Origin of the sequence: Shewanella hafniensis (genome assembly GCF_019655335.1) — a bacterium.
In the GTDB taxonomy this organism is placed as follows: Bacteria; Pseudomonadota; Gammaproteobacteria; order Enterobacterales; family Shewanellaceae; genus Shewanella; species Shewanella hafniensis.
In genome coordinates this window covers 16,863-29,000 of record NZ_BPFD01000061.1, presented here as the reverse complement: position 1 = coordinate 29,000, position 12,138 = coordinate 16,863, and the positions used below count along the sequence as shown (strand labels likewise).

Annotated in this window: 15 protein-coding genes and 1 tRNA gene; 8 read left to right on the top strand and 8 right to left on the bottom strand. The window is 45.6% G+C overall.

Going from position 1 to position 12,138, the window contains the following annotated elements; all coding sequences use genetic code 11:
* Positions 1-429: 429 nt before the first annotated feature.
* Positions 430-615: a hypothetical protein gene (locus K5Q99_RS16140; RefSeq protein ID WP_220777422.1), complete on the bottom strand. Its 186-nt coding sequence runs from the start codon at positions 613-615 to the stop codon at positions 430-432.
* Positions 616-1,033: 418 nt separating this feature from the next.
* On the opposite strand from K5Q99_RS16140, the gene K5Q99_RS16135 reads away from it, so the two are divergent.
* Together K5Q99_RS16135 and K5Q99_RS16130 are read left to right on the top strand one after the other, a co-directional pair.
* Positions 1,034-2,467, top strand: a complete 1,434-nt coding sequence (locus K5Q99_RS16135) for an MATE family efflux transporter (RefSeq protein WP_246604514.1) — start codon at positions 1,034-1,036, stop codon at positions 2,465-2,467.
* Positions 2,464-3,027, top strand: a complete 564-nt coding sequence (locus K5Q99_RS16130; protein WP_220777421.1) for a hypothetical protein — start codon at positions 2,464-2,466, stop codon at positions 3,025-3,027. The genes K5Q99_RS16135 and K5Q99_RS16130 overlap by 4 nt, the downstream gene beginning before the upstream one ends.
* Before the next feature lie 206 nt (positions 3,028-3,233).
* On the opposite strand, the gene K5Q99_RS16125 is transcribed toward K5Q99_RS16130, so the two are convergent.
* Positions 3,234-3,324, bottom strand: a tRNA-Ser gene (locus tag K5Q99_RS16125).
* A gap of 80 nt (positions 3,325-3,404) precedes the next feature.
* Positions 3,405-4,676 (bottom strand): purine nucleoside transporter PunC, encoded by a 1,272-nt coding sequence (gene punC / locus K5Q99_RS16120; RefSeq protein ID WP_220777420.1) that lies wholly within the window; start codon positions 4,674-4,676, stop codon positions 3,405-3,407.
* 115 nt (positions 4,677-4,791) lie between these two features.
* Here punC and punR point away from each other — a divergent pair, with 115 nt between their 5' ends.
* The 6 genes from punR to K5Q99_RS16090 all read left to right on the top strand — a co-directional run bounded on the left by punR (position 4,792) and on the right by K5Q99_RS16090 (position 8,196).
* Positions 4,792-5,694 carry a DNA-binding transcriptional activator PunR gene (gene punR / locus K5Q99_RS16115; protein ID WP_011846842.1) on the top strand — a complete coding sequence of 301 codons (903 nt, stop codon included), beginning with the start codon at positions 4,792-4,794 and terminating at the stop codon, positions 5,692-5,694.
* A gap of 399 nt (positions 5,695-6,093) precedes the next feature.
* Complete coding sequence (locus K5Q99_RS16110) at positions 6,094-6,753, top strand: Bax inhibitor-1/YccA family protein (RefSeq protein WP_220592966.1); 660 nt, start codon at positions 6,094-6,096, stop codon at positions 6,751-6,753.
* A 69-nt stretch (positions 6,754-6,822) separates the two neighbouring features.
* On the top strand, positions 6,823-7,212 hold the full coding sequence (gene tusD / locus K5Q99_RS16105) for a sulfurtransferase complex subunit TusD (RefSeq protein WP_220592967.1): 390 nt from the start codon (positions 6,823-6,825) through the stop codon (positions 7,210-7,212).
* Positions 7,213-7,226: 14 nt separating this feature from the next.
* The gene (gene tusC / locus K5Q99_RS16100; RefSeq protein WP_220777419.1) at positions 7,227-7,583 is read left to right on the top strand and encodes a sulfurtransferase complex subunit TusC; all 357 of its coding nucleotides are present in this window, start codon (positions 7,227-7,229) and stop codon (positions 7,581-7,583) included.
* Positions 7,583-7,864: a sulfurtransferase complex subunit TusB gene (gene tusB, locus K5Q99_RS16095; RefSeq protein WP_106650510.1), complete on the top strand. Its 282-nt coding sequence runs from the start codon at positions 7,583-7,585 to the stop codon at positions 7,862-7,864. The genes tusC and tusB overlap by 1 nt, the downstream gene beginning before the upstream one ends.
* Entirely contained in the window at positions 7,858-8,196 is a 339-nt protein-coding gene (locus tag K5Q99_RS16090) for a TusE/DsrC/DsvC family sulfur relay protein (RefSeq protein ID WP_006081642.1), read from the top strand. Before tusB ends, K5Q99_RS16090 begins: the two co-directional genes overlap by 7 nt.
* A gap of 144 nt (positions 8,197-8,340) precedes the next feature.
* Here the strand turns inward: K5Q99_RS16090 and K5Q99_RS22740 are convergent, their stop codons facing one another.
* The 5 genes from K5Q99_RS22740 to lolA are packed head-to-tail and all read right to left on the bottom strand — an operon-like array spanning position 8,341 to position 12,121.
* Positions 8,341-8,463 carry a hypothetical protein gene (locus K5Q99_RS22740; RefSeq protein WP_006081643.1) on the bottom strand — a complete coding sequence of 41 codons (123 nt, stop codon included), beginning with the start codon at positions 8,461-8,463 and terminating at the stop codon, positions 8,341-8,343.
* A 19-nt stretch (positions 8,464-8,482) separates the two neighbouring features.
* A complete protein-coding gene (gene serS, locus K5Q99_RS16085; RefSeq protein WP_220777418.1) occupies positions 8,483-9,769 on the bottom strand; it encodes a serine--tRNA ligase in 1,287 nt (428 codons plus the stop codon).
* An 18-nt stretch (positions 9,770-9,787) separates the two neighbouring features.
* Positions 9,788-10,162 (bottom strand): fluoride efflux transporter CrcB, encoded by a 375-nt coding sequence (gene crcB, locus K5Q99_RS16080; protein WP_220777424.1) that lies wholly within the window; start codon positions 10,160-10,162, stop codon positions 9,788-9,790.
* Positions 10,155-11,486, bottom strand: coding sequence for a replication-associated recombination protein A (locus K5Q99_RS16075; RefSeq protein WP_220777417.1), 1,332 nt, complete (start codon positions 11,484-11,486; stop codon positions 10,155-10,157). Before K5Q99_RS16075 ends, crcB begins: the two co-directional genes overlap by 8 nt.
* An 8-nt stretch (positions 11,487-11,494) precedes the next feature.
* Positions 11,495-12,121, bottom strand: coding sequence for an outer membrane lipoprotein periplasmic chaperone LolA (gene lolA / locus K5Q99_RS16070; protein WP_006087495.1), 627 nt, complete (start codon positions 12,119-12,121; stop codon positions 11,495-11,497).
* Positions 12,122-12,138: the final 17 nt, after the last annotated feature.

Genomic DNA, 12,138 nt, shown 5'->3' with positions numbered 1-12,138 from the left:
GCTGTTGTATCAAAGCTGCCCAGTCTTCATGGGAACGTTTAGCCATATTAACTCCTGATGAAATGGTCAGTCGTTAAGATAGAGGTTCAACGATATAAGCTGAAGATGTACTTGCCCGGACGCTTACAAATCTCATTCTGAGTGGCCACGAACAACAAACAAACGGGGGAATATAAAGAATATCAATTTCATTTAACATAATATACATTGTGCGCAGTATTGAGTGGAAGGTATTAGGGGCCGATAATGTGTCGTTATCGGCATTAAGGCATGTCTAACGGTTCACGTCTTTAAGTTCTCCGCCACAATGTTCACACACGATAAAAACACTATCAAAATTGTCTTTCCAAAATGGCTTATTGCATGAGTTACATTGGTAATCTGGTTTATCTTCTCCATCAACAAAAGTTATACCGCCAGCGTATGGGATTATTTGCATGATGCCGCTTCCTTAAGTTGTTCTAACGTGTCGTCCAGTTCGCCCAATAACACGCAAGATTTAGCCATTAATTGCAGTTGAGCATCTTCAGGCGCTAAGCCTTTCAGTAGAAACTCGTTGATGCTTTGTATGTCATTGCGTAGCTGGATTGCGCTATTGATTAGTGACTCATCCATGATTCTGGTTTTACGCGCACTTTTAAATATTGGTCTTGTTGACTATACAGAACTGCAATGCGCCCTTGCCTCCCGACTAGAATCTGGTAATTGACATCAGACGGTGTCCGCGAAAGATGATATCACTCTGATAAATTAATAGTGTTGCGAATCGATTTCATATCGAACCCACAGCAATCAAATAAGTTTGGCTTAGCGGAATGCCAATAAACTTAGGAGAATTGTTTGTGAAACATGCAACGGCTAACACTTTCAAACCCGCCAGTATCAATGTTGAACCTGCTGACATTGTGCCCTTGGCAGCCACCGAAACGCCCTCTCACGGGAAATCTCACTCAGGCTTTCAGTCAAGATCTCAGTCAACAGAGTCTTTGGGTACGTTAGTTATCCCTCTTTGTATTTGCGTTTTGCATTACCTATGGCCTTCGCCATGATGCTCAGCGGCAGCTACAACTTAGTCGACTCATATTTTATTTTGAAATACATCGGCGCCGATGCATTGGCTGGGGTAACGATTGCCTTCCCGTTACAAATGATGATTTTCGCTTTAGCCTGCATGATAGGAAATGGGACGGCGACCTTAGTGAGCCGATTTTTAGGGGCAAACGAGTTTAATAAGGCGAGTCAAATCGCGAATACCGGTTTTGCGTTAGCCCTATGTTGCGGCGTGATTGTCACTGTCGTCTCACTCGCCCAGCTTAATAATTTATTAGCATTTATTGGGGTAAGCTCAACACTTGCCTTAGCTGCTATAGATTATCTACAACCCATTCTCTGTTTTAGCCTGTTCACCTTTTTGTTATCCCTTAGCGGCGATTTACTCAGAGCACAAGGCAAAGTCGTGGTGATGCTGCTGGTTATCTTGTTGTCGGCGGTCATGAACATCCTCTTCGATACACTCTTTATTGCCGTATTGGAGATGGGCGTGAGCGGAGCTGCGTGGGCAACGGTGGCGGGTCAATGTGTGAGTCTATTTATCGCCGTCGTTTATTTTGTCCCAAATAACCGTTTTACCAGTAAACAGGCGTTTCACAAGCAAGCTACCCAGCCTATTTATTTTAGAATGGAGCTGATAAGGCTCAATCTCACTGAGATAAAAGCGATTCTTGGCTTGGGTAGCCCGATATTATTGTCATATCTTGGGATTGCCTGCGTGATCTCATTGGTAAATCATATTTTAGTCAGTAATTTGGCCAATGTAGTGCCAAATACGCTAGCGGCGAATGAGGTCGCGTACATGATCAGCGCTTATGGTTTGATCGGCCGCGTTAATATCTTTATCGCCCTGCCGCTCATGGCTCTCACCAGTGCAGCACAGACGATCAGTGCCTATAACTATGGGGCGATGGCATCTTCTCGGGTGTTAGCGTGTGCTAAATGGGGCATCGTCTTGACCTGCTGTTATCTGAGTGTAGTGACTATCTTATTTATGGCATTACCGACCTCAGTATTTGGTATTTTCACCGATGACCTCGCACTCATTGCCGCCTGTATTAAGATTTCGAGTGTGACGTTTATCGCCTTACCTTTGGCGGGGATCACAGGTATCGCAATTGTTGTGTATCAAGGCACAAATCGCCCTAAGCTTTCATTGCTATTATCTGGGATAAAAATCTATGGTTTATTACTGCCCCTGCTGGTCTTATTACCTCAACTATCCTTTACAGATATTTCATTTATCACAGGTGCATTAAACATTAATATCATGCCAAACGCTTTGATTGAGTTATGGATGGCCTTTCCAATCGCGGACATTTTAGCTTGTCTCTTGAGTTTATTGATCATCAGTATTTGGCCTTTTATTCACGTGCCGCGAGCAAATCGAGTTAGTCATGGAGGTAATGCAAAATGAAGTTAGCCAAGATGAAAGACTCAAGCGCCATCGCATTAAATGAAACCAAAATTCGCGCTAAAAAGCTGCTCAAAGTTTGTCAGCAGGATGAGCCGTCTGCCAAGCAAAGAGTCGCGACCTTAATGGCGAAGTTGGGCATCTTACACTCAGATCTCCAGCTTAAGCATTGCCAACAAGTGATCGCACGTGAGCTAGGGTTTATCGATTTTCATCATTGCCAGCGAGTCCTGTCGGGTCAAGCCATACTCGGGGATGATTGGGGAAACTTATTCCACACTAAGCAATGCGATACGCTACTCAATCATTGGTTTACAGGTTATTTAGCCGCGCGTGATTTTAATGCACAAGCTGAAGGCACACTACTACTCCCCTTCAAGAAGCAGTTTTTTGTGGTGGAGCGGCAGGATTACTGTAATGCGCTGAATTTGCCTATAATTTCGCAACAGGTGGATAACGCCGGCGAACCGACAATCCTGCGGGATCTGGTGAGTAGCTATGCTAATGCAGACTGGAACTTCTTTGCGCTGGCCATGATCCAACACAAATTACCCAAAGTGTAATGATGGCCATTCTTGTGGAATATGACGCAGGCATTGCGCTTTGAATGAGGAACCCGGGTAAAAATTTATAAACAGAAAAGCCATCATTGCTGATGGCTTTTCCGTTAAATATGGCGTGGGAGCTGCTATTTGAATCAGGAAGCCAAGGGTTCAAATGGCTTAAATGCAAAAAGCCGCTAATTAATTAGCGGCTTTTTGACTTAATATGGCGGAGGAGCAGGGATTTGAACCCTGGGTGGGCTATAAACCCACGCCGGTTTTCAAGACCGGTGCATTAAACCACTCTGCCACCCCTCCGAACGATGCGCATAATATAAGTAAGTGTGTTGACTGTAAAGCACTAACTCTTAATTATGCGTCAATTGTTGCTATTACACTCAATCCGCTGGATTTTGCTTCACATCGGCCACTATGCCGACACGTGCGGGATCTGGCTTAGTAAAATGTTTGGCAAAATCGCCCCACTCTTGTTGGCTCTTAAGTACATAGCCGACCACAACTAAGATAGCGCAACATAGGATACCCCAGCCGATCGCTACTTCACCTAGGCTTGCCCACATAGCGACTAAGCTAGAGGCACCAAAGGCTATGCTTATCTGCAAGAAGTTCTGTAATCCTGCGGCCTTAGCGGCATTCTGACTAAATTGCTGTAGTGCACTATTTACAACTATCGGGTAAATGGCGCCATTAGCTGCGGCTAAAATCGAGAACGAAATAAGCAGTGGGAAAATCGTGCTCGCTGGGAAAATCAGCGTGAGCATGATGATCGAAATAACGCAGGCTGCGAAAATCGACAACAAGATATTGAGTGTTTGATGCCCGCCAATGCGTTTTATCAGTAACTTACTCGCATAACCACCGACAATAAACATAATGGTTTGCGGGATAAAGCTTAGCCCGATTTCAGTCGCTTGATAACCGTGCATCTCCATCACAATCGGCCATACAGTTAGATAAGCAAAGAAAGCACCGGAACAGGCGCCGAAGATCACGACGTTGCCTAAATAGCGGGTGTTTTTCAAAATTTGCCCATAAGATACTGCAGCATGATCACTGTGCGTATGCTGACGCTTGCCTGGCACAAAGTACAAGGTCATCAATATCAGTAGAAAAGCGATAACACACAAAGAGATAAAGATTGCACGCCAGCCTAATTCGTTCAGAATGTAAGCGCCAAGGATCGGTGCTAATGCAGGCGATAATGCAACCAGTGGCATAATGTTGCTGAAAATACCTTGGGCTTTATCGGTATCATATTGTTCAACCACAATCGCTTGCCAAATAACCCCTGCACTACAGGCGCCAATCGCTTGGAAGAAGCGCGCGGTATTGAGCATGAATATAGAATCGCTGTTGGCAATAAACACGCTGGCAATGGCAAACACCACTAAACCAAAAATCAGTGCCCAACGTTTGCCGATTTTATTGACTAAGGGGCCGTAAAGTAGTTGGCCTAGGGCAAGACCCGCAAGGAAACAGGTCAGCGACATCGCCACCTCTGATGGGGTACTGCTAAATGAGCCTTCAATTGCTTTGAAAGCAGGTAAGTACATGTCAGTGGCAATAAAACCGAGCATGCTCAACATGGCTAAATAGAATAGAAACATAAAGAACTTTATGTTTACAAAGGCGTTACTAGAAGTTTTCATAAGATATTCGGGTCGGATTGACTAAAGCGTGCAGTCTAATGACTTGTTAAATCTATTGGAAACGTTTATTTTTGACTTGTGCTATCAATTATTTTCATCGGAATGGACGTCAGCTATGCTCTCAGAACAAGCGCTAGAACTCATTGATATTGTGGCTCGTGTAGGAAGTTTCACCGCAGCGGCGAATCGGCTGCATAAAGTGCCCTCTGCCGTGAGCTACGCGGTCAAGCAAATAGAAGAAGAACTCGGCGTCATTCTTTTCGAACGTCATCATCGCAGCGTAACCTTAACGCCTGCGGGTGAGCATTTTGTAAAGCAAGCCAGAACCTTGCTTACGCAGATGGATGAGATGAAACGTGGCACGCAGCGCGTAGCAAACGGTTGGCAACCGACCTTGTCCATCGCACTGGATAATATCGTCCGCGCCGACAGGATCAGCGTATTGATTGCTGACTTTTACCGTCATTTCCATGATATTGAATTAATTATTCGCATTGAGGTTTTTAACGGGGTTTGGGAAGCGCTCGCCACGGGTCGCAGTGATATCGCCATTGGTGCCACAACCGCAATTCCAGTCGGTGGCGTATACCAATATAAAGACATGGGCGATATTGAGTGGGCATTTTTAGTTAGCAAAAATCATCCATTGGCCAATATTGACCGCCCGCTCAGCGACGATGAACTGCGCCCTTTCCCCTCGATTTGTCTAGAAGATACCTCGCGGGAAATCCCCAAACGCATGACTTGGTTGCTCGAAAATCAACGCCGCCTCGTTGTACCCGATTGGATCCGCGCCATTAACTGTTTCCGCGAAGGTTTAGGTGTTGGTTATATGCCAGTGCATTTAGCGAGCGTGTTTATTAAAGCGGGTGCGCTGGTTGAGAAACAGCTAGAAAATCCGAAACAGACCAGCCCTTGTTGCCTCGCGTGGAATGCCGACAAGATGTCGCCCGCGCTCGCTTGGGTGCTGGAATATCTGGGTGACACCGAAAAATTGCATAAAGAGTGGCTGGCTTAAGCTTGGTTTAAACTCAATATGTTGATCTCTTCCCTATACTTGGCATTGAAATTAGCATCGGACTTGTCTTTGAAATCGGCATTGAACTTGGAATTGGCAGTAAGTTCAGCAGGCCTATTTATCAAGCCCATTCAGTTTTAACGCCGAATTCATGTGCTTATTGTATAAATATACGGATAGCGCCAACCTTAGCTAAACGCTTAGCACTTAAGATTGATATGTGTGGCGAGGCAAAATTTTTAAGATTAACAATTTGTTATTCATGGTTCTATGACTTTCACCCGTATCTCAGGTACGGTATCATGAATGCAGTTAAGTTCGTTTTAGGATTTTACGGGAACTTAGTGTGCTGTAAAAAATCAAAACGATCAGTTCGGAAATGTGTCAACGGAGATCAACATGACCCAAGAAACCTTATATTCGACGAGTGCGTCAACACTGGAAGTGAACAAACTTCTTAAAAACACTTATATGCTGTTGTCTATGACATTGGCCTTCTCTGCCCTGTGTGCGGGCTTGGCAATGGCATTAAATATCAGTCCATTAATGTCTATCGGCTTATCGATTGGTGGCCTAGTCTTGCTATTCGTCACTTTACGTAAAGCCGAGTCTGCAGCGGGTATCTTCTGGGTGTTTGCCTTTACGGGTATGGAAGGCGCGTCACTGGGCTACATGCTGAATCACTACGCGGGTATGGCAAACGGCCCGCAGCTGATCATGCAGGCACTGGGATTAACGTCAGTGATTTTCGTTGCCTTATCAGCCTATGCGGTCACCACTAAGAAAGATTTCTCTTTCCTACGTGGCTTCTTGTTTGCTGGCTTGATTGTGGTGATTGCCGCTGCCGTAATTAACATCTTTATGGGTAACAGCGTGGCCTTTATGGCGATTAACGCAGGTATTGCATTATTGATGACGGGTTTTATCCTGTTTGATACTAGCCGTATTGTGAACGGCGGCGAGACGAACTACATTCGCGCAACTATCTCATTATACTTAGATTTCTTAAACCTCTTCATCGCGCTATTGCACCTTATGGGCATAGGCAACGATGACTAATCCTAGTTAGCGATTTTTAGCTTAACTTGCGTTAGAATGGCCCTACTTTTAGGGCCATTTTTATTTTAAATGAGCAAATTTATTATCCAAGTGAACGGGCCCGCTTATGGCACGTCGGCGAGTGTTAACGCCTTACGCTTTTCCCAAGCGGCACTTTTGGCTGGGCATCAGATTATCTGTGTGTTTTTTTATCAAGACGGCGTGTATAACTCCACAGATTTAAGCTTACCCGCCTCCGATGAAAACGATGTGATCAGTGACTGGAAACAGCTCGCGCAATCGCATCAGATCCCGTTAGTTAATTGCGTTTCAGCAGCGCTGCGCCGTGGGATTGTGAGCAAGCAAGATGCCAGCGAGAATGGCCTGAGCCACTGGAATGTGGGTGAGTCATTTATCATGGGCGGTTTAGGCGAGCTTGTCACCGGCATTGAATCGGCCGATCGATTGATCAGTTTTTAACTCTCAGGGTGACTATGAAAAAATTGTGTATCCTATTTCGCTGTTCGCCACACGGTACTGTTCGTGGCCGCGAAGGTTTAGATCTCGCCCTGCTGAGCGCCAGCTTTGAGCAAGAAGTGAGTTTAGTGTTTGTCGATGAAGGTGTGCTGCATTTGATTAAAGATCAACAACCTGAGCTTATTGGCGCTAAAGATTACATCTCCACCTTTAAAGCACTGCCGCTGTACGATATCGACTCGGTATTTGTCTGTAAGCAATCCTTAGCCGACTACGGCTTAAGCCATAGTTTATTGTCTATTCCTGTTACTGTAGTCAACGATGAAGCCATCGCTGCCCATTTAAAACAGGTTGATGAGGTCTTAGTATTCTGATGATTTTACATCATATTCAAACATCTCCCAGCCGAGATAGTGCATTGAAACTCTGCTTACGTTACGCCTGTAAGGAAGATGCGATTCTACTATCGAGCGATGGCGTGAACGCGTTACTGCTGCGTCAATGGGCAATGGCATTATCGCCCTTCAAGTTGATGGTCTTAAAAGACGATGTCATCGCTCGCGGCCTATCCGAGCGTTTAAAGAACGTGACGCTTATCGATTACAATGAGTTTGTGGCTCAATCATTACTCCATGACAAGGTGATAACGTGGTAAATCCGTTGCAATTTAATGGCGCAGAAATCGCCCGTGACCATCAAGGTTATTTAAAAGATCTCAACGATTGGCAACCGGATATGGCTTTACTATTGGCGGCAGAAGAGCAAATCGTGCTTACGCCCGCCCATTGGGAAGTGATTAACTTTGTTCGCGATTTTTATCTTGAATACAAAACGAGCCCTGCTATTCGCGTATTAGTCAAAGCCATTGGCCAAGCTTTAGGGCCAGATAAAGGTAATTCCAAGTACTTATATACCTTGTTTCCCATTGGGCCAGCAAAACAAGCCACCAAAATTGCGGGCTTGCCAAAGCCTGCTAAATGCATTTAATCGTATAAGTTAAGTCATCATACTTAGCTCAATATCGAACGTAAGCGTCAAATGTGAGCATTAAACATAAACATGGCACAAACAAAAAAGGCATGTTCCCTTAGGAAACATGCCTTTCTTTTTACTTGAACAAAGTTAATAGGGTTATTTGACGTTTTCTAACACAACCCAGACGGCTTTGCCTATGGTCGCCAACATCACCGCAAAAAATACTGCAATGACAGCGGTATAGGAAAGCCAACGGAGATAGCGCTGGCCTTTATCCATAGTATTATTTTGCGTTCCATTAGCCTATTTGAGTCAAGCCGCCCATGTATGGACGCAGCACTTCTGGGATTGTGATGCTACCATCGGCATTTTGATAATTTTCTAAAATAGCCACTAAGGTACGACCCACAGCTAAACCTGAACCGTTTAAGGTATGCAGTAACGCTGGCTTATTGTCTGCTTTCACGCGGTAACGCGCTTGCATACGACGGGCTTGGAAATCCTTCATGTTGGAGCAAGAAGAAATTTCACGATAAGTGTTTTGTGCCGGTAACCAGACTTCGATGTCGTAGGTTTTGCTTGAGCCAAAGCCCATATCGCCAGTACATAAAATCACAGTACGGTACGGCAGATCTAAACGCTGCAACACTGTTTCAGCATGACCAGTTAGCGCTTCGAGCGCCGCCATTGAATCTTCAGGCTTAACGATTTGCACCATTTCTACTTTGTCGAATTGATGCTGACGGATCAGACCACGAGTGTCTTTGCCGTATGAGCCCGCTTCGCTGCGGAAACATGCGGTATGCGCGGTTAATTTAATCGGCAGCTCGTCTTCATCAACAATGCTATCGCGCACTAAGTTGGTCAATGGCACTTCGGCCGTTGGGATAAGGCTCAAGCCCTGACCTTCTTCGGTGGCAGGCTTTGTGTGGAACAAGTCTTCACCAAACTTTGGCAATTGACCTGTGCCCAGTAAACTTGCCTCGTTAACCAATAACGGTACATAGGCTTCGGTATAACCGTGCTCTGTGGTGTGCAAGTCCAACATGAACTGACCAATGGCGCGGTTTAAGCGGGCAATTTGGCCTTTCATTACGATGAAACGTGAGCCTGTGATTTTCACTGCGTTTTTAAAATCTAAACCGTTTAAGCCTTCGCCTAAATCGATATGATCTTTAATGGGGAAATCAAACGTGCGTGGCGTACCCCAGCGGCGAACTTCAACGTTCTCCGTTTCATCGGCACCGATTGGCGCGGATTCATCTGGCAGGTTGGGCATCGACATGGCAATGGCATTCACTTCTTCGAGCACGGCCGCCAGTTCAATCTTTTTGGCATCCAGCTGTGAACCTAAATCGCCCACTTGCGCCATGATAGCGTCAACATCTTCACCACGGGCTTTAGCTTGGCCAATGGATTTGGAGATGGCATTACGCGACGCTTGTAATTCTTCGGTAGCCACTTGCAGTGACTTACGCTTTTCTTCTAATTGAGTAAGGTGAGCTATGTCTAACATAAAGCCACGGGTGGCCAGTCGCTCAGCGGTAACTTCTAATTCGTTGCGCAAAAATTTAGGATCTAACATGTGATATATTCTTAATAGTTAAATGCGAGAAAAAACCAGTTGCTGACCTAAGTACACCATGAATAAACATAGACTTAGATTCAACACCACATTCAAAATCGCCTTCAGCCAATCCCCCTCTTGCATCAGCAACAAGGTTTCATTAGAGAAAGTCGAAAACGTTGTCAAAGCACCCAATAGGCCAACAGCAATTAGCGCTTTGAGTTCAGGGCTGATATGACTCATTTGCCCTAGAGCGTAAATTACGCCCATAAAAAATGAACCTATAACATTAACCAACAGTGTACCAAAAGGAAAACTGCTGCCAAATACTTGGATCATGAATATTGAAATAAGATAGCGTAAAACTGCTCCTATTGATCCACCGAAAGCCACTAATAGGATGTTATTCATATCTTTTGTTCTCACTGATTTGATCTAATTGGGCTAATTGCGATAACTTATCTTTGATCCGCTTCTCGAATCCTCGCTCAGTTGGAAAATAAAACTGTGCTGCTTGTAGGGATTCGGGGAAATAATTTTCACCGCTGGCGTAGGCATTGGCTTCGTCGTGGGCATATCGATACCCCGCTCCCATGCCAATGTCTTTCATTAATTGAGTCGGTGCATTACGTAAATGGTGCGGCACTTCGACTTGCCCAGTATCGCGAGCTAACTCACGCGCGGCCTTAAATGCGGTATACACAGCGTTACTCTTAGGCGCGCTGGCAAGATAAACAATGGCTTGCGCTATTGCTCGCTCGCCTTCGGCGGGGCCAACACGGTGAAAACAATCCCAGGCATTCAGTGCGATTGTCATCGCCGCAGGATCGGCATTGCCGACATCTTCAGAGGCAATCGCCAGTAAGCGCCTTGCGACATACAGCGGATCGCCGCCGCCTTCTAATATTCGACAAAACCAATACAGCGCCGCATCGGGTGCTGAACCGCGAATTGATTTATGGACGGCTGAGATTAAATCGTAAAACTGATCGCCGTTCTTATCGAATCCGGCAACTTGGTGCCCCGCCACTTGGATCAACATCTCAGTAGTAAAAGTACCACCATCGGCGAGCATATCGCTCATCAACTCGATAAGATTCAACGCTTTTCGGGCATCACCATCACAAAGTTGCGCCAGTGTGGTGAGCACATCGGTTGGCATCACAAATTGGCGTTGGCCTAAGCCGCGCTCGGTATCGCTTAAGGCTTGAGTCACTATGTGGGCTATTTCATCATGACTTAAGCGCTTGATAAGATAAACCCGTGCCCGCGAGAGCAGCGCATTGTTGATTTCAAACGATGGATTTTCAGTGGTCGCCCCGATAAAGATCACAGTGCCATCTTCAATAAATGGCAGAAAGGCATCCTGCTGGCTTTTATTGAATCGGTGGACTTCATCGACAAACAATAAGGTACGTTGACCACGGGATTCGGCCACGGCTTTCGCTTGCTCAATCGCCGCGCGAATGTCTTTGACGCCAGAGGTGACCGCTGAGATGCGTTCAACGTGGGCATTTGAATAATGTGCGATTAATTCGGCTAAGGTCGTTTTTCCTGTGCCCGGCGGCCCCCACAACATCATGGAATGGGCGCGTCCCGCTTCCAATGCTTTGCGTAGCGGCTGGCCTTCACCCAGTAAATGGGCTTGGCCTATGTACTCGGCGATCGTTCTTGGCCGCATGCGTGCGGCCAAGGGACGAAAGTCGGGGGCGAAATTAAAGGATAAACTGCTCACGCTATCGCCTAGTGCGCTGTTTTACGACGTTGATCATCAACATCGACATTGTCAGGCAGCACAAAGCTGAACAGCGCTTTGTCTTTATCAGTAATCGCTTGCTGATTGCTCAAATCAAATTGGCTCAAATTACCTTTGTCATCGGCAACATTAAAGTTGGCTAACTGGGCATTTTTGAAACACACCTTGACGGACAATATGCCCGAATCAATCGCCTTAGGTTTGATCTCATAGCAGTCTTGTTGCTTGGTCACGGCATACTGTGACCAAGTCGCATCGTCGCGGTGGACTAACAAAGCAATAGGCGAAGCATTAATGGCTTCAGCAAAATCCATGATGACCACTTCTTCGGCGAAGGGATTGTAGATCCATAAATCTTTTCCATCGGCGACAATTTGCGATTCATCTGGCTGAGTTAAGTGCCAATAAAACTGATTAGGATACGCCAAGGCAAAAATACCAGAACCCGTCTGAATGACCTTTTTATTCACGTCAGTGACGGTTTGTTTGAAATCGGCTTTTAGTGATGCAGTACCAATCAGTTTGTCTCTGAGCTGCTGCGCATCATCGGCAAATACTGCCGCGCTAAATAGTAAAGGTGAAGCTAACAACACAGCGCATAATCGTTTTTTCATTTTATTCCTTACCCTGT